We start from the raw sequence: 17,504 nt of genomic DNA, 5'->3' as shown, positions 1-17,504 counted from the left end.
TACAAGTCTAGGGGTAGGGTGAGTGACGCATTCAACGCGTCGGAAACTTGCATGGGCAGCCTCACGCGTGAAAACTGTTACCCGTTAGAAACCCCACCCCCGGGCTGCCCGCAACTGCGGGCCGGAAAGGACTCGTATGTCTATTGACGAGCAGGTCTCCTCCTACTACAACATGCTGCTCAAGCGGAACGCAGGAGAGCCGGAGTTCCACCAGGCCGTCGCAGAGGTGCTCACCTCCCTGAAGATCGTGTTGGAGAAGGACCCGCACTATGCGGACTATGGACTGATCCAGCGTCTGTGTGAACCTGAGCGTCAGTTGATCTTCCGGGTACCGTGGATCGACGACAACGGGGTGGTGCAGGTCAACCGTGGTTTCCGCGTGCAGTTCAACTCCGCACTGGGCCCCTATAAGGGCGGCATCCGGTTCCACCCCTCCGTGAACCTGGGCATCATCAAGTTCCTCGGTTTCGAGCAGATCTTCAAGAACTCCCTGACCGGCCTGCCCATCGGCGGCGGCAAGGGCGGCTCCGACTTCGACCCCAAGGGTAAGTCCGAGCTGGAGATCATGCGTTTCTGCCAGTCCTTCATGACGGAGCTGCACCGCCACATCGGCGAGTACCGCGATGTCCCGGCCGGTGACATCGGCGTCGGTGGCCGCGAGATCGGTTTCCTCTTCGGTCAGTACCGCCGCCTGGCCAACCAGCATGAGTCCGGTGTCCTCACCGGTAAGGGACTTACCTGGGGTGGTTCGCTGGTGCGCACCGAGGCCACCGGATACGGCTGCGTCTACCTCACCGAGGAGATGATGAAGGCCCACGGCGCCTCCATGTCCGGTGCCCGGGTCATCGTCTCCGGTTCCGGCAATGTCGCCATCTACGCCATCGAGAAGGCCCAGGAGCTGGGTGCGACCGTCGTCGGCTTCTCCGATTCCTCCGGCTGGGTGTCCACCCCGGACGGTGTCGATGTCGAGCTGCTCAAGAATGTCAAGGACAAGCGCCGTGAGCGGGTCTCCGTCTACGTTGAGGAGACCACCGGCGCCACCTTCCACACCGAGGGCTCCATCTGGGACCTCGAGGCCGATGTGGCCCTGCCGTGCGCCACCCAGAACGAGCTCAACGGTGAGCACGCCCTGGCCCTGGTGGACAACGGCATCCGTTTCATTGCCGAGGGCGCCAACATGCCCTCCACCCCGGAGGCCATCGAGATTTTCCGCGCGAACCGGATCCACTTCGCCCCGGGCAAGGCCGCCAACGCCGGCGGTGTGGCCACCTCCGCACTGGAGATGCAGCAGAACGCCTCCCGTGACTCCTGGTCCTTCGAGTACACGGACCAGCGCCTGCACAAGATCATGTCCAGGATCTACCGCACCATGTCCAACACTGCCCGTGAGTACGGACACGAGGACGATTATGTCCTGGGTTCCAACATCGCCGGCTTCAAGAAGGTCGCTGACGCGATGCTCGCCCAGGGGGTCGTCTAACGGACATGGGAAACCCTGCTTCCCGCAGCAGGGAAACACCATCCGGGTCGTCTACGATGAGGGCATGTACCGAGTTTTTGAGGCCCTCGATGAACTGAACCAGACCCTTGAGCAGGCCTATGGCGTGCCCATGACCTCCAACTGCATGGTGCCGCGCAATGACATGCTCGCGCTTCTCGACGATCTGCGCAACGCCCTGCCCGTGGAGATCGACGACGCCCAGGACGTCCTGGACAAGCAGGAGGAGATCCTGCGCGGAGCCGAGGAACGCGCCCGGAACATGGTCGCCGAGGCGGAGAGCCAGGCCGATGACATCGTGGCCCGGGCCCGGCAGGATGCCGACACCATGGTCGCCGACGCTGAACACCACGCCTCCACCCTCATGGCCAAGGCCGAGGACGATGCGGACCACCTGGTCGGCTCGGCCCGCCGGGAGGCCGAGGACACCGTCCACCGGGCCCAGGCTGAGGCTGACCGGCTTGTCGCCGACGGCAACGCCTCCTATGACCGCAGCGTCAGCGAGGGTGAGGCGGAGCAGGAGCGCCTGGTCTCCCAGACCGAGATCGTCCGCCGCGCCAACGATGAGGCACGCCGCATCGTCGACACCGCGCACGTCGATTCCGAGCGTCTGCGCACCGAGTGCGACGAGTTCGTGGAGGGCAAGCTCTCCGAGTTCGAGGAGTCCCTCTCAGGCGTGCTGCGCACCGTCACCCGTGACCGTCAGGCCCTGCGCCGGGGGGCAGGTGTGTCCCGGCGCCGGACCGAGTAGACTTCGAAGGCTATGACTTCACCTTTTGTCTTCAATATCGCAGGCCTCACTGACTTCGCGCAGCGCACCCAGACCGGCCCCAACCCCACGCGGATCGGGCCGGAGATGATCGGCCTCGCGGAAGGTGAGGAGATCACCGTCGAGGCCACCCTCTCCCAGCTGGGCGGGGGAGTGCTCGTCAACGCGGATGTCCGCGGGCGGCTCACCGGACAGTGCGTCCGCTGCCTCACGGAACTCCACCCGCAGCTTGAGCTGCATGTCACGCAGGTCTTCTCCGTCTCCCCGGATTTCGTCACCGGCGAAGAGGGGGACGAGGCGGATGATCTGCCGGAGGTCGTCGGCGACAAGATCGACCTGCTCCAGTCCGTCATCGACGAGGCGGGCCTGACCCTGCCCTTCAACCCCACCTGTGAGGGCGGTTGCGAGGAGACCGACACGCCGGCCCCGGACGGGGTCTCCGGCGAGTTCAAGCCGGTTGATCCGCGGTGGACGGACCTGGAGAAGTTCCTGTGAACCGCCGCCGCAACCGGCCCAGCGGGGAGGAGGCGCTGGAGGCTGCCTTCCGCGCGGTCGACCACACCCCGCTTCTCGACGCACTGGGGGTCGCCCTCGAGGACGGGCTGCTGCGTCTCGCGCTGACGCACCGCAGCTTCGCCAACGAGAACGGTAACCTGCCCAACAACGAACGTCTTGAGTTCCTCGGCGACGCCGTCCTGGGCCTGTCGGTGGCCACGCAGCTCTACAGCCAGTACCCCTCGCGTCCGGAGTCGGACATCTCGAAGATGCGTGCCTCCATCGTCTCCCGCTACGGGCTGGCGGATGTCGCCCGGGAGATCAACCTCGGCGAGCACATCCTGCTGGGCCGGGGTGAGCTGGTCACCGACGGTCGGGGTAAGGACTCCATCCTCGCGGACACCACCGAGGCCCTGCTGGGTGCCATCTACCTGCAGTTCGACTTCGACACTGCCCGTGATGTCGTCCTGCGTCTGTTCCAGGAGAAGATTGACGCGGCGTCGGCGAGCAATATCCACCGCGACTGGAAGACCAACCTCCAGGAACGCGTCGCCGAGCTGAAGTACCCCATGCCGGTATACCAGGCGACGTCCACCGGGCCGGAGCACGACCTGACCTTCTCCGCCTCCGTCACGGTCAACGGCATTGAGCTGGGCACCGGCACGGGGCCGAGCAAGAAGGTCGCCGAGCAGGCCTCCGCCCGCACGGCCTTCCTCACTCTCCGGGAGAATCCGCGTGCCGGAACTCCCCGAGGTTGAGGTCGTCCGCCGGGGTCTGGAGGGGCACCTCGTCGGACGCACCATCGTTGCTGCGGAGGTGCTGCACCCGCGGGCCGCGCGCAACCAGCCCGGCGGACCCACGGAGATCGAGGCCAGACTGCCGGGGCTGCAGGTCACCGCGGCACGTCGGCGCGGGAAGTTCCTGTGGCTCGACCTCGGTGAGCCGACACCCACGGATGAGGCACTCCTGGTGCATCTGGGTATGAGCGGGCAGATGCTGGTCAAGGATGCGGGCAGCCCCGTCCATGCGCACCTGCGTGCGCGGCTGGTTCTTGACGACACCTCCGAGGTCTGGTTCGTCGACCAGCGCACCTTCGGTTACTGGTGGGTGGGGGAACTCGTCGACGGTGTGCCCGGGAAACTCACCCATATCGCTCCCGACCTGCTCGAGGACGGCCTGAACCTGCAGGTGCTGGCCGCCCTGCTGAAGTCCCGGCGCTCGGAGATCAAACGCCTGCTGCTCAACCAGGAGCTGGTCTCCGGTATCGGCAACATCTACGCCGATGAGATGCTCTGGGAGGCGCAGATCCACCCCCTGCAGCGCGCCGACCGGATCGCCCTGCCCCGGCTGGTGGACCTGCTGGAATCCGGGCGGGCGGTGATGACCCGGGCGTTGGCCCAGGGCGGGACGTCCTTCGATGCGCTCTACGTCAACGTCAACGGCAACTCCGGGTACTTCGCCCTGCACCTCAACGCCTACGGCCAGCAGGGCACACCGTGTCACCGCTGCGGCACCGAGATCGTGCGCGAGCAGTTCATGAATCGTGGCTCGCACTTCTGCCCGGGATGCCAGAGACGCAGATAGGCTGGGGTCCATGACACAGCGCAGACTCGTGGCTCTTGTCGACGGCCACGTTCAGGGCGTCGGCTTCCGGTGGTGGGCCCGGGGTGAGGCCGTCGGTCTCGGGCTCGCCGGCTCGGCGGAGAACCTCGCCGACGGTCGTGTCCGCGTCGTCGCCGAGGGGCCTGAGGATGCACTCGCTGAGCTGCTCCGGCGGTTGCCCTCCGGCCCCGGACGCGTAAAGGATGTGGCCCGCGAGTGGGCTGAGCCGGTGGGGGAGAAGGGTTTCGACACCTTCTGAGGTGTTTCGGAAAATGTCACATAATACGAATGCACGTACTTCTATAAGACCAGGTGGCAGGCAAAAGCGCCGATTGTTGACGTGACATTGTACGACAGGTCCTATAGTCGTCCCTGTGTTCGACCCGTTTTATTCTGAACCGCACCATCCTGGTGTTACCCTTTCCGCGTGCATCTGAAATCGCTGACCCTCAGGGGCTTCAAGTCCTTCGCGTCCGCGACGACCCTGAAATTCGAACCGGGCATCTGCGCGGTCGTGGGGCCCAACGGTTCGGGCAAATCCAATGTCGTGGACGCACTGGCCTGGGTGATGGGGGAGCAGGGGGCGAAGACCCTGCGCGGCGGCAAGATGCAGGACGTCATCTTCGCGGGTGCCGGCGACCGGAAACCGCTGGGGCGCGCTGAGGTCACGCTCACGATCGACAACTCCGACCATGCCCTGCCGATCGACTACACCGAGGTGTCCATCACCCGGCGGATGTTCCGCGACGGGGCCAGCGAGTACGAGATCAACGGTGCGAAGGCCCGGCTCATGGACATCCAGGAGCTGCTGTCGGATTCGGGTATCGGCCGGGAGATGCACGTCATCGTCGGCCAGGGGCGCCTCGCACAGATCCTCGAGTCCCGGCCGGAGGAACGCCGCGCCTACATCGAGGAGGCGGCCGGTGTGCTCAAACACCGGCGGCGTAAGGAGAAGGCACAGCGCAAGCTCGTCGGCATGCAGGCCAACCTGGACCGGCTCAACGATCTCACCCAGGAGCTGAGCCGGCAGCTCAAGCCGCTGGCCCGGCAGGCGGAGGCCGCGCAACGGGCGCAGACCGTGCAGGCCACGCTTCGCGATGCCCGCCTGCGGCTCGCCGGCGACCGTGTCCACCGGCTGCGCAGCGAATTCGACGATGCCGACCGCCGGGCCCGCCTGCTCGCAGAGGAGGTCGCCGAGGTCACCGGGGTGCTGGAGGAGGCCACCGGGGAGCAGCTTGACCTGGAGCAGGAACTCGAGGAGCTGGCTCCGCAGGTGGAGGCCGCGCAGCAGCTGTGGTTCACCCTGTCCACGCTGGCGGAGCGGGTCTCGGCGACCGGGCGCATTGCCGCGGAACGTGCCGCCAATGTCGATGTCGTGGCCTACACCGGGCCGGATCCGGAGGTGCTGGAACGACGCGCGGAGCAGGCCGACGCCGAATCCGCCGAGCTTGCCGAGGCCGTGGAGATCGCCCGGGAGCGGCTGGAGTCCATCCGCGACGAGGTCTTTGAACGCGAGGAGGCCCGCCGGGAGGCGGAGGCCGAGCACCTGGCGCAGGTGCGCGCGATCGCCGACCGCCGCGAGGGCGTGGTGCGGCTGGTCGCCGCGGAGGAGTCCCTGGCCGGGCAGGTGGCTGCCGCGGAGGAGGAGATCGCCCACCAGGCGGAGACGTTGGCGGTCACCCTCGCCCGGACCACCACCGCGCAGCAGGAGGCCGAGGAGACGGCTGCGCGGATCCGCGCGCTGGCGGGGGAGCGCGGTCTGCTGGAGGACGGCCACGTCCGGGCCGCGGGTGAGGCCGGGGCCGCCGAGCAACGCCTCGAGCAGCTGCGTGATGAACAGCGGGAACGGGAACGGGCGGTGTATTCGCTGCAGGCACGCATCGACACCCTGCGCCAGAACGTGCCCGTCGCCGACGTGGATCTGGACTGGCCGGCGCTCGCCGGGCTGCTGCGCACCGAACACGGCACGGCCGTGGCCGCAGCGTTGGGTGCGCATGCGCAGGCGCTGGTGGGGGCGGTGGATGCGGGGGTCGTCGATAAGCTCCGGGCGGCCTCGCGCACCGTGCTCATCGATGACACCAGATGCGCCGAGCCCTGGCGGCTGGGCGCGGAACTGCCCGCCGGGGTGGATTGGCTGCTCGACCACATCGACGCCGATCCGCGGGTGGCTCCTGCCCTCAACCGCCTGCTCGCCGACGTGGCCCTCGCCCCGGACCTGGTGACGGCGCGCGCCACCGTCGAGGCGGATCCCCGCCTGCGGGCGGTCACGCCGGAGGGTGTGCTGTGCGGCGAGGGCTGGATCCAGGCCGGCTCCGGCGTGGTCTCCCCGGTGGAGGTCAGCGCCCAGATCGTCACTGCAGAAGCAGAGCTTGTGAGCGCCCGCCGCATCCTCGACGAACTCTCCGGAACCCTTGAGGGAGCCCGCATCGCCGCGGAGGAGGCCCGTGTCGACGCCGCCGCGAAGAAGGCTGCCCTGCGCGAGCACGACCAGACGGTGTCCGCCCTGGAACGCGACCTGAACCGTCAGAACGAGCAGCACCAGGCCGCCCGGGCAGAGCACCAGCGTGTCACCGAGCGCGCCACGGGTGCCGACGCCCGCCTGGACACTCTGCGCGAACAGCTCGCCGCAGCCCGCGACCGGCTCGCACGCGTGGAGGACACCGACACCCCGGAGGAGCCCTCCACCGCCGCCCGCGACGAGGCCGCCACCGCACTGGCCCAGGTCAAGGCCATGGAGATGGAGGCCATCCTCAGCCTGCGCACCGCGGAGGAACGCGCGAACCAGGCCGCCGGCCGGGGAGAGGGCCTGCGCCGGCAGGCAGCGGCTGAACGCCAGGCCAAGGCACGTCACGACGAGGTGATGGCCCGGCGCAGGCGCGCGGCGGAGCTGGCTGCGGTCGTCGAGAAGCACGCACTGGACGTGGGCACACGCGTCGCCGACGCCACGGGGCGAGCGATGGCGGAACGCGACCGGCTGGCCACCCGGCGTGCTGAGGTCTCCGCCCGCCTGGCGCGCGCCAGAGACCGGGTCAACGCCGCCCGCATCCGGCTCAACCGCCTCACCGACAACGCCCACGCCGGGGACATCGCACGCACCCAGGCCCAGGTACGCATCGACGAGGCCGAGGCCAAGATCGTCGAACATCTCGGCCTGCCCATCGCCGACCTGCTGGCCGACTACACCCCCGACGCGGACTTCGACCGCACGGAAGAGGAGCAGCGCCTGGCCCGGGCGGAGAAGGACCTCCGCGCCCTGGGAAAGGTCAACCCGCTGGCACTGGAGGAGTTCACGGCCCTGGAGGAACGCCATGAGTTCCTCTCCACCCAGCTCGACGACGTCATCCGGGCACGTGCGGACCTGTCCGGGGTCATCGAGGAGGTCGACGCCCGCATCCTGCAGCTGTTCACCGACGCCTGGCACGACGTGGAGGAGCAGTTCCCGGCGGTCTTCGCCACGCTCTTCCCCGGCGGTGAGGGCCGGCTCGTGCTCACCGACCCCGACGACATGCTGCTCACCGGCATCGAGGTCGAGGCCCGCCCGCCCGGCAAGAAGGTCCGCCGCCTCTCGTTGCTGTCCGGCGGGGAGAAGTCACTCACTGCCCTGGCGATGCTGGTGGCCATCTTCAAGGCCCGGCCCAGCCCCTTCTACGTCATGGACGAGGTCGAGGCCGCCCTCGATGACGTCAACCTGCGCCGCCTGATCGCCCTGTTCCAGGAACTGCGCAGGGATTCGCAGCTGATCGTGATCACCCACCAGAAGCCGACAATGGACGTGGCCAACGTCCTCTACGGCGTGACCATGCGCGGCGACGGTGTCACCAGAGTCATCTCCCAGCGTATGCAGCCCGCCGGGTAGGATGATCGATTCACACGAACAACCTTGGACAGGGGACACCACCACCAGATGAGCACGCCATTCGCCGACCTCCAGGATTCTCTGCTTCTCTGGGCCTCCCAGACGGAACTCGACATCGCCGGTCGGCTGGCCGGCCGGGACTGGTTCACCGACGCAGGTCTCACCGCGGACGAACTCGAATCGATCGACCGCTTCTACGGCACCTTCCTGGCCCGGCAACTCTCCGCCGGCGCAGCCTTCCCGGAACTCCTCGAGATCACCCCCGCACTCGCGGTGGCCACACTGGTCTCACACGCCTCGGTGACCACCGAACGCGAGACCTTCCTGGACAACCACTTCACCGGCCTCGGCCTGGAGGCCCGCGAGGAATGGGTCGAACACCTGCGCAACCAGGTCCCGGCCCTGCTGGAACGGCTCGGCCTGACCGTGCTGGAGGCCGAACCCGTCGACCTGCTGGCCGTCCACGCCGGCCTGCCCTGGGCAGAGATCGGCACCCTTCTCGAGGTGCTCGACCGCACCGAGGGCGGCGACATCGCGCCCCTGCTCGCGGACGACTCCTGGGCCTGGGAGGACGTGGAGGACGAGACCCTTGAACTCACCGCCGTCATCGCCGGCCTGGCCCCGGAACGTTTCACCACCCTGCTCGACGGCATCAACGAACTGCGCAACTTCACCCTCGAGCACCCCACCTCGTGGCCGGACCGGAAACTGCCGGACTCCCTGCCGGCACTGGTCGCCGAGCCGGTCATCGCCGAGTTGCGCGAACGCCCCGTGGGCACCCTCTACCGCGCCACCGAGGTGGGCGTGGCCACCCGCGAGCTGCGTCCGCGCCTGATCTTCGACGCCCGTCGCGCCAAGGTCTGCCTGCGCCTGCCGCAGCAGCGGGTACACGACGAACTCGGTGAGGTCTCCTGGCGGGTCAACGTGGAGGGCACCACCCGCATCTTCCGCACCGGCCGCCCCTGGGGGGAGCCGACCTGGTCGGAGGCACTCGACGTCACCGTCGAGCGCCAGATCCGCGAGGCCACCGTCCAGGACGTCTCCAACGGCATCACCTGGACCACCCCGGTCGTCGACACCGATGACCCGGTGCTCATCTTCGCCGACAACGGCCAGAACCTCACCGCAGTCTCCACCCTCCACCACCGCGAGGCCTGGGTGCTCACCCCGGCGGACGCCACCATCACGGACGTCGCCACCGGCAGGGACCTGCCCGTTCTCGAGGAGGTTGCCGTCCAGGGCTGGAACTCCTGGATCGCCCGCCGCCTCGACCTGGGCGAGGCCGCCAGCCTCCAGGTCACCCGCGGCGCCAGTTCCTCCCGCCTGCGCAGCGTGGACCCCCGCCACCGCGTGCGCTTCCTCCACCCCGCCGAACCGCTGGCCGACGTGAAATCCCTCTCCGGCCTGCCGGTCTATCCGGGTGAACTCATCGCAGATTTCCCACCCACCCCCTCCGGCCGCGACGAGATCTGGCAGCTGTCCATCTCCGCCTACGCCCGCCCGGGTGCCGCCGGTGAGGAGATCGCCCCCGCCGAACCGCTTGAGGTGCCCGCCGAGGGCGGCCAGTTCGCCATCTTCGACTCCGAGGTCTACGACGCCCCCTGGGTCGGCGAATACCTCGTGCGCGTGCGCGGCCCCCGCGGGGAATCCTTCCGCCACCGCTACACCATCGTCGAGGGCATGGAGACCCGCACCGTCATCGACAACGACCGTTCCGTGCGCGTGCCGGCCGTCTCCGGCCTCAGCGACGCGCAGCTGCACATCAACCACGGCGACAAACCCTTCATCGTCGACCCGCGCCGGGTCACCGTCGACGCGCACTCCGCCGGCGCCGACTTCGCCATCGAGACGGAGGAGGGTGACCGTCTGCCGCTGCGTTTCACCCCGCCGCGCATGGCCTTCGAACTGCCCGTCCGCGAGGGCACGATGTGGCGCACCACCCGCCTGATCTGCACCCCGCGCGATCTGGATCCCGCCGGTGAACTGCGCGTGCGCGTGGGTGGGGGGATGGGTCGCCCGCAGATCCGTGTCCTCAACAACCACGGCACCCCGGTGCGTACCGTCACCCTCAAGCAGACTGATGCGCTGACCTATTCCGCACCCTTCAAGGCGCTGGCCACCTCCGCACTGACGCTGCCCTCGGGCCGTGTGGAACTCGAGTGGGTTGACGCGAGCGCCGACGAACGCATCTCCGTCACCCTCGCCGAGCTGTCCACCCCACACTGCGCGGGCGTGTCCGTCGTAGACCGCGCACTGGTATTCGACGGCCTGGCCTCCCGCAGCCTCGACGCCTGGGTGTGGCCGCTGACCGCCCCCTGGGCACCGGCCGTGACCCTCTCCGGGATCACCGCGACCACGCCCCTGCCCGAATCGCTTGTCGACGCCGGTTCTCTCGCCGTCGTCCTCCACTCCGTGGACCCCTTCACCACCCTGCGCGCCCCGCAGTACCCGGGCGACGGGGCACTCACCGCCGAGCAGTCCGGCCACTACAGCGCCCAGGACAACGGCCTGGAGTCCCTCTCGGCCTTCCTCGCCGGCGAACTGGAGGAGGCCCCCACCGACCCGGAGATCATGCCGATCCTGTGGGAGCTGCTCGCCGAGGCCGATGACCCGCGCAGCCGCGCGGCCGTCAGCGCCACCTTCGCCTCCGCGCCGGGTGCCGCCATCGCCGCGCTCGCGGACTCCCTGGTGCCTGCGCATCAGCAGCCGGGCCGGGTGATCGCCTCCGGCCTGGCCACCGTCGCTCTCGACCCGGATGCCGCCCCTGCGACGGGGGAGACCGGTCACCATGCGGCCTGGCTCGGTTCGCTGGAGCTTCTCGCCGAGATCGCTGCCGCGGACGATTCCGACCGCGTGGCCCGCCGGGAGCTGCGCAACCGTCTCGCGGAGGTCGCTGGCCGCGGAATCCTCAGCACTCTCGACACCGGTCATGATTCCACCCTTGACTCCGCGTGTATCGACCAGTCCACGGTGATGATCGCGAAGATGGATGCCGCCCAGCAGGAGGCCCTGCTGGCGCACTTCTTCTCCAGCGCGGAACTTGTGCCCGGTGCGCTCTCGGACGACAACGCCCGCCTGCTCGCCGTCTTCGAGACCTTCCGCCGCCGCGAGGAGCTCATTGACCTGCTCACCTCCGAGGACCTGATCAAGCCGGCCGTCAGCCTCCTGCGCGGCCTGCGCGGCGCCAACCGGGCGCTGTACTCCAACGCGCGTGTCCGCTTCGACAAGCTCGACGGGGTCAACACCGACGAACGGGACAACGCCTGGGCACTCGCCCCGGTGGTCTCCCTCGTCTTCGCCCTGGCCGCCCGGATGCACGCCCATGGGCTGATGGGCAAGTCCAAAACCCTGGAGGCGGCCTCCCGCGGTTGGAGCCGCATGGCAGACATCGTCCCCGACCTGGTCAGCGGTGACCTCGTCGCCGCGGAGGCGATGGTCCTGGCGACGCTGCAGGAGGACTAGCGTCGCCACCTGATTTTTCCTGCGACTTCCCGGGGCCCCGGAGTGTGAAGCGGCGCATTTCCTGCCACTATGGATGACATGAACATGACCATGTGGATCATCCTGGCGATCGTCGTCATTCTGGTGCTGGCGCTGATCGTTCTTGTCGTCGTCGGAAATAGGCGAAAAGAAGCGAAAACCGTCCGCTTCGAGGAGAAGGAACAGAAGGAGCTGACCCAGCAGGAGAAATCGGGTGATTACCAGGCCAAGGGCGGATTCAACTTCGCACCTGCCGCCCCGACTGAGGTGAAGGAGCCCGAACTCCTGCCGGGCCAGGCACTCGGTGGAACCGCGGCCGCGGCCACCTCGCCGGCCCCGAAGGTGGAGGAATCCGAGCCCGAGCCGAAGATGGCTGCCCCCAGGGTGGAGCCCATCCCGGCACCCACGGTGGAGCCCACCCCCGAGCCCGAGCCGAAGATGGCTGCCCCCACGGTGGAGCCCACCCCCGAGCCCGAGCCGAAGGCTGAGACTGAGACTCAGGCCCGGGAAGAGAAGGACCCCGGTGCCTATGTCACCTACGACGCGGTGCACCCGGACGCAGATGACTCTGAGGTGGTCGTGACCGGTGAACCGGCGGGGGAGAAGGCCTACGTCACCTACGAGTCCCACCACGAGGAAACGGAGGCGGAGGCGCAGGTCGATGGGACCGAGCGTCTGTCCGGTGCGGGAGATGCGGTTGCCGGCGGTGCCGGGGGAGCGGTGATCGCGGGAGCTGCAGCCGCGTCCGGAGTCACCGAACCGGAGCCGGAGACGGAGGTGGCTGAGGAACCCGAGGTCATCGAGGAGGCCGTGGAGGCTGCCGAGGCCGCCCAGGTCACTGTTGAATCCGTCACTGAGGCGCTGGAGACCACGCCGGTCCCGGCCACTGAACCCGCCCCTGCCCCCGAGCCGATCGAGGAGATCGCCCCGGCGGCCGGCCGAATCGGCCGTCTACGCGGCCGCCTGTCGCGTTCCCAGAACGCGATCGGTCAGGGCGTGCTCGGTATCCTCACCGCCGGTGATCTCGACGAGGACGCCTGGGAGGAGATCGAGGACACGCTGCTCATGGCGGACCTGGGCACGAAGGTGACCATGGATGTGGTCGATTCGCTGCGGGACAAGATCGCCGAGCGCGGTGTGTCCAACGAGGCGGAGGCCCGCGCCTTCCTGCGCGAGGCCCTCATCGAGGCCTGCCATCCCGAGATGGACCGTTCCATCAGGGCCATGCCCTACGAGGGCAAGCCCGCCGTGATCCTGGTCGTCGGTGTCAATGGCACCGGCAAGACCACCACCACCGGCAAGCTGGCCCGTGTGCTCGTCTCCATGGGCCACAAGGTGCTCCTGGGTGCTGCGGACACCTTCCGTGCCGCGGCCGCTGACCAGCTGGAGACCTGGGGACGCCGCGTCGGCGCCGCCACCGTGCGCGGCGCCGAGGGTGCGGACCCGGCCTCGGTGGCCTTCGATGCGGTGGCCAGGGGAGTGGCGGAGCAGGCGGATGTCGTGCTCGTCGACACCGCCGGCCGTCTGCACACCGCCACCGGTCTGATGGATCAGCTGGGCAAGGTCAAGCGTGTCGTGGAGAAGAAGACCGCCGTGGATGAGGTTCTGCTGGTTCTCGATGCGACCGTCGGCCAGAACGGCCTGACCCAGGCGCGGGTGTTCCGTGAGGTGGTCGACATCACCGGTATCGCGCTGACCAAGCTGGACGGCACCGCCAAGGGCGGCATCGTCTTCCAGGTCCAGGAGGAGCTCGGCGTGCCGGTCAAGCTCGTCGGTCTGGGTGAGGGTGCGGATGATCTCGCCCCCTTCGAGGTGGAGGGTTTCGTCGACGCCCTGCTGGGTTAGATCCCGGTCCCGCCATCTGGGACCCGCCGCCCTCCGGGGCGGCGTTCGTCGTTTCCGGGGTGGATCAGAAAAAGTTTTCTGTCGCTCTACCGGAATGGTTTCGATAGCTCTATAGTTAACGCTGTGCCCGGCAACCTGTCGGGCAACAGGTAATCAAAGGAGGGAACCATGAACACGCACGAAACCATGCTGGCCTCCGGTAACGCCGGCTGGATGCTCGTCTCAGCCTCGCTGGTCCTGCTGATGACCCCGGCACTCGCCCTCTTCTACGGCGGCATGTCCGGCCGCCGCAGCGCGTTGAACATGATGATGATGTCCTTCGGCGCGCTCGGCGTGGTCACGATCGTCTACATCCTGTGGGGGTGGTCGATGTCCTACGGCACCCGCTCCCTCGGCGGGATCGTCGCCGACCCGACCCAGTTCCTGGGCCTACGGGACTCCATCCTCGACGGGGCCGGCAACTACCTGGCCGGGGCCTCCGGCTACGCCAACATCATCGACATCGCCTTCCAGCTCACCTTTGCCGTCATCTCCACCGCGATCATCTCCGGTGCCCTGGCCGGCCGGGTGAAATTCAGCACGTGGCTGCTCTTCGCCGGGATGTGGGCGACCCTCGTCTACTTCCCGCTGGCCCACATGGTCTGGGGCGGGGGACTGCTCTCCCACGCGGAGACCGGCCTCGCCGCCCGGCTCTTCGGCACCACCGACGGTGCGGCCACCGTCGCGCCCATCGACTTCGCCGGTGGCACCGTCGTCCACATCTCCGCCGGCACGGCCGCCCTGGTGCTCGTCCTGATCGTGGGCAGGCGCTTCGACTTCCTCACCACCCCGCAGCGCCCGCACAGCCTGCCGCTGGTCATGCTCGGCGCGGCCCTGCTGTGGTTCGGCTGGTTCGGCTTCAACGGCGGCTCCGCCTTCGCCGCCGACGGGCTGGCGGGCCTGGCCTGGTTGAACACCACGGCCGCAGCGGCGGCGGCGATGCTGGGCTGGCTGGGCGTCGAGAAGCTCCGGGACGGTCGGCCCACCTCCCTCGGCGCAGCCTCCGGCGTGGTCGCCGGCCTGGTCACCATCACCCCCGCCGCCGGGGCACTCACGCCGGTGACCTCCCTCGCGCTCGGCGTCATCGGTGGCATCCTCGCCTGCCTCGGCGTGGGCCTCAAACACCGCTTCGGCTACGACGACTCCCTCGACGTCGTCGGCGTGCATCTGGTCGCCGGTCTGTGGGGCACCATCGGCCTGGCGCTGTTCGCCGGCGGCGGGCAGACGCTGCGTCTGCTGGCCGTACAGGTCATCATCGCCGTGGTGGCGATGGCCTGGACCGGGATCATCACCGCCCTGATCGGCCTGGCGCTGCGGCACACCCTCGGCTGGCGCATCGAACCGGAGGCCGAATTCGAGGGCATCGACCTCCACGAGCACCGGGAGAGCGCCTACGACGACGCCGGCGGCGAACAGCGCCTGCGCACCGCGCGAGTAGGATCAGGCCAGAACCGTCGAGCCGGACAGTCCGCCGGAATGAGGAGAAACCGATGAAACTCGTGACCGCAGTCGTCAAACCCTTCACCCTCAACGACATTCGTGAGGCGCTCAACGCACTGGATGTGGGAGGCATGACGGTCAGCGAAGCCCAGGGCTACGGCCAGCAACGCGGCCACAGCGAGGTCTACCGCGGTGCCGAGTACGCCACGGACTTCGTGCCCAAGGTCAAGGTGGAGGTCGTCGTCGCTGACGAGCAGCTGGGCGACGTCCTCGATGCCGTCACCCGCTCCGCCTACACCGGCAAGATGGGTGACGGGAAGGTGTGGGTCACCCCGGTGGAGCACGTCATCCGCGTCCGCACCGGTGACCGTGACGAAGCCGCCCTCTGATCCCGCGGCCCTGCGCGCCGCGGCCCTCGACCGGGCCCGCGCGCTGGTGGCGGAACTTGATGTCCCCGCGGGTTGTGCGCTGGTGGCCACCGGCTCCCTGGCCCGCGGGGACATGACCGCCTTCTCGGACCTCGACCTGCTGCTGCTCCACCCGGAGGAGAGCACGCCGGATCTTGCGGATTTCTGGTACCCCCTGTGGAATTCCGGTGTCCGCGTCGACCATGCCGTGCGCACCCCGGCTGAGTGCGCCGCGATGATCAGCGCCGACTCCACCGCCGCCCTCGCCCTGCTGGAGCTGGCCCACATCAGCGGCGACGCGCGTCTGACCGCCCGCACTCGAGCGGCTGTCCTCAGCCGCTGGCGCACGGAGATCCACCGCAACTTCAACGCGCTCACCGACACCGCCATCGCCCGCTGGCGCCGCTTCGGCTCGGTGGTCGCGATGACCCACCCGGATCTGAAGAACGGCCGCGGCGGTCTGCGCGACCTCGACCTCATCCGGGCCCTTGCGCTGGCCAACCTCTGCGATGAGCCGCCCCTGGCCACAGAACGGACCCTGCTTCTCGACATCCGCGCACTCCTCCACGCCCACGCCCGCCGCCGCCGCGACGTCCTCGACCCCGAGTTCGCCGAGGACATCGCCACGGAACTCGGGCTGGGGGACCGGCACGAGCTCTCCGCCCGGCTGGCCGACACCGCCCGGCGCATCGACGCCGCCGTCACCGCCGCCCTGGCCACGGCCCGTGCCGCCCTCGGCTCCCGGGCTCGCGGTCAACGCCGCCCCCTCGACGTCGACGTCGTCGACGACGGCGGGGAGATCACGCTCTCCCGCCGCCCTGACCTCACCGATCCCGCGCTGCTGCTGCGCGTCGCCGCGGCAGCTGCCCGCACGGGCCTGCCCGTCGCCGCCCACACCTGGCAGCGACTGCGCGAACTGCCCGCCCTGCCGGAGATCCTCACCGCCGCGGCCGCCGAGGACTTCTTCGCTCTGCTGGCCTCACCCACCCACACCGCCGAGGTGGTCAACGAACTCGACCGCCACGGCCTGTGGACCCGGCTCGTGCCCGAATGGGCCCACATCCGGGGCCGGATGCCGCGGGAACGCAACCACATCCACACCATCGACCAGCACAGCCTGGTCACCGTCGCCCACTGCGCCGCCGTCGGCGTCTCCGTGGCACGCCCGGACCTCCTCCTGCTCGGGGCGCTGTTCCACGACATCGGTAAGGGTCATGGCCGCCCCCACGAGCAGGTGGGCGCCGAGTTCGTCGCCCGCATGGCCCGCCGCCTGGGCCTGCACCTGCCCGACCGTTCGCGCGTGCAGACCCTCGTCGCGGAGCACACCACCATCGCCCGCCTGGCCGCCCGCCATGACCCGACCGCCGATGAGACCCTTGACCTGCTTCTCGACGCCGTCCACTACGACCGCGACACCCTCGACCTGCTCGAGGTCCTCACTGAAGCCGACGCCCGCGCCACCGGCCCCGGCGTGTGGAACCCCCGCCTCGAGGCCGGCCTGCGCGCCCTGGCCGGCCGGGCCCGCCGCGCACTGCGCCCGGCCGCGCTGCTGCGCCCGCACGTCCACGCCCCGGCCGGGATCGGACTGCGCGTCAACCCGGAAGAGGAGACCGTCACCGTCTCCTGGCGGGGCAGCGACCCGCAGCCGGTGCTGGCACTGATCGCCGCCAAGGCCTGGAAGATCACCGCGGCCCGGCTGGTGGCGGCGGGGGAACTGCACGCCGAATTCGATGCCCGGCCCACCGTGCAGACCCTCGCTGAGGCCGCCGACGAGGCCGCCTTCATCCAGGCCCACAAATCCGGGGTACACACCCGGCTGCCGCAGGTCCCGCCCGCCCCGACGCTGACCACCTGGCGCGGCCAGGTCCTGGAGGTGCGCACCGGCGACCGGATCGGAGCCCTGGGCGTACTCCTGGCGGTCCTGCCCGAACTGGCCTGGCTGTCGGCGAGCACGCCGGGGGCGACGATGATCACCCAGGTGGCCTTCGCAGGTCCCGTCGACCGGCGACAGGTGGGCAGGGATGTGACCCGCGCGCTCGGTACCGGCTAGCATGAGGGAGTTGAAACGTCGAT

Annotated in this window: 12 protein-coding genes; all 12 read left to right on the top strand. The window is 69.1% G+C overall.

The features are described from left to right. Nucleotides 1-136: 136 nt before the first annotated feature. On the top strand, nucleotides 137-1,480 hold the full coding sequence (gene gdhA / locus EAH68_RS10220) for an NADP-specific glutamate dehydrogenase (RefSeq protein WP_126121235.1): 1,344 nt from the start codon (nucleotides 137-139) through the stop codon (nucleotides 1,478-1,480). 64 nt (nucleotides 1,481-1,544) lie between these two features. After that, the gene (locus tag EAH68_RS10215; RefSeq protein WP_126121234.1) at nucleotides 1,545-2,249 is read left to right on the top strand and encodes a DivIVA domain-containing protein; all 705 of its coding nucleotides are present in this window, start codon (nucleotides 1,545-1,547) and stop codon (nucleotides 2,247-2,249) included. 12 nt (nucleotides 2,250-2,261) lie between these two features. Then, nucleotides 2,262-2,762: a YceD family protein gene (locus EAH68_RS10210; protein ID WP_126121233.1), complete on the top strand. Its 501-nt coding sequence runs from the start codon at nucleotides 2,262-2,264 to the stop codon at nucleotides 2,760-2,762. Further along, nucleotides 2,759-3,520 (top strand): ribonuclease III, encoded by a 762-nt coding sequence (gene rnc / locus EAH68_RS10205; protein ID WP_126121232.1) that lies wholly within the window; start codon nucleotides 2,759-2,761, stop codon nucleotides 3,518-3,520. The genes EAH68_RS10210 and rnc overlap by 4 nt, the downstream gene beginning before the upstream one ends. Continuing rightward, nucleotides 3,498-4,346: a bifunctional DNA-formamidopyrimidine glycosylase/DNA-(apurinic or apyrimidinic site) lyase gene (mutM, locus tag EAH68_RS10200; RefSeq protein WP_126121231.1), complete on the top strand. Its 849-nt coding sequence runs from the start codon at nucleotides 3,498-3,500 to the stop codon at nucleotides 4,344-4,346. The genes rnc and mutM overlap by 23 nt, the downstream gene beginning before the upstream one ends. 10 nt (nucleotides 4,347-4,356) lie before the next feature. Further along, nucleotides 4,357-4,623: an acylphosphatase gene (locus tag EAH68_RS10195; protein ID WP_126121230.1), complete on the top strand. Its 267-nt coding sequence runs from the start codon at nucleotides 4,357-4,359 to the stop codon at nucleotides 4,621-4,623. Nucleotides 4,624-4,791: 168 nt separating this feature from the next. Continuing rightward, entirely contained in the window at nucleotides 4,792-8,220 is a 3,429-nt protein-coding gene (locus EAH68_RS10190) for an AAA family ATPase (RefSeq protein WP_126121229.1), read from the top strand. A gap of 48 nt (nucleotides 8,221-8,268) precedes the next feature. Beyond that, on the top strand, nucleotides 8,269-11,682 hold the full coding sequence (locus tag EAH68_RS10185) for a hypothetical protein (RefSeq protein ID WP_126121228.1): 3,414 nt from the start codon (nucleotides 8,269-8,271) through the stop codon (nucleotides 11,680-11,682). A 78-nt stretch (nucleotides 11,683-11,760) separates the two neighbouring features. Beyond that, nucleotides 11,761-13,545 (top strand): signal recognition particle-docking protein FtsY, encoded by a 1,785-nt coding sequence (ftsY, locus tag EAH68_RS10180; RefSeq protein ID WP_126121227.1) that lies wholly within the window; start codon nucleotides 11,761-11,763, stop codon nucleotides 13,543-13,545. A gap of 168 nt (nucleotides 13,546-13,713) precedes the next feature. Further along, nucleotides 13,714-15,078, top strand: coding sequence for an ammonium transporter (locus EAH68_RS10175; protein WP_126121226.1), 1,365 nt, complete (start codon nucleotides 13,714-13,716; stop codon nucleotides 15,076-15,078). Further along, complete coding sequence (locus tag EAH68_RS10170) at nucleotides 15,075-15,413, top strand: P-II family nitrogen regulator (RefSeq protein ID WP_126121225.1); 339 nt, start codon at nucleotides 15,075-15,077, stop codon at nucleotides 15,411-15,413. Before EAH68_RS10175 ends, EAH68_RS10170 begins: the two co-directional genes overlap by 4 nt. Next, nucleotides 15,298-17,481, top strand: a complete 2,184-nt coding sequence (locus EAH68_RS10165) for a [protein-PII] uridylyltransferase (RefSeq protein ID WP_126121224.1) — start codon at nucleotides 15,298-15,300, stop codon at nucleotides 17,479-17,481. Before EAH68_RS10170 ends, EAH68_RS10165 begins: the two co-directional genes overlap by 116 nt. Nucleotides 17,482-17,504: the final 23 nt, after the last annotated feature.

This window comes from Corynebacterium hylobatis (assembly GCF_003955685.1).
Taxonomy (GTDB): domain Bacteria; phylum Actinomycetota; class Actinomycetes; order Mycobacteriales; family Mycobacteriaceae; genus Corynebacterium; species Corynebacterium hylobatis.
The sequence above is the reverse complement of the archived record's forward strand: the minus strand, read 5'-3'. Positions and strand labels throughout refer to the sequence as shown.

Excerpts from the sequence above, each read along its gene's own strand:
- gdhA (WP_126121235.1), top strand. The coding sequence starts at position 137 with ATGTCTATTGACGAGCAGGTCTCCTCCTACTACAACATGCTGCTCAAG.
- EAH68_RS10215 (WP_126121234.1), top strand. The coding sequence starts at position 1,545 with ATGTACCGAGTTTTTGAGGCCCTCGATGAACTGAACCAGACCCTTGAG.
- EAH68_RS10210 (WP_126121233.1), top strand. The coding sequence starts at position 2,262 with ATGACTTCACCTTTTGTCTTCAATATCGCAGGCCTCACTGACTTCGCG.
- EAH68_RS10195 (WP_126121230.1), top strand. The coding sequence starts at position 4,357 with ATGACACAGCGCAGACTCGTGGCTCTTGTCGACGGCCACGTTCAGGGC.
- EAH68_RS10175 (WP_126121226.1), top strand. The coding sequence starts at position 13,714 with ATGAACACGCACGAAACCATGCTGGCCTCCGGTAACGCCGGCTGGATG.
- ftsY (WP_126121227.1), top strand. The coding sequence starts at position 11,761 with ATGAACATGACCATGTGGATCATCCTGGCGATCGTCGTCATTCTGGTG.
- EAH68_RS10165 (WP_126121224.1), top strand. The coding sequence starts at position 15,298 with ATGCCGTCACCCGCTCCGCCTACACCGGCAAGATGGGTGACGGGAAGG.
- EAH68_RS10170 (WP_126121225.1), top strand. The coding sequence starts at position 15,075 with ATGAAACTCGTGACCGCAGTCGTCAAACCCTTCACCCTCAACGACATT.
- EAH68_RS10185 (WP_126121228.1), top strand. The coding sequence starts at position 8,269 with ATGAGCACGCCATTCGCCGACCTCCAGGATTCTCTGCTTCTCTGGGCC.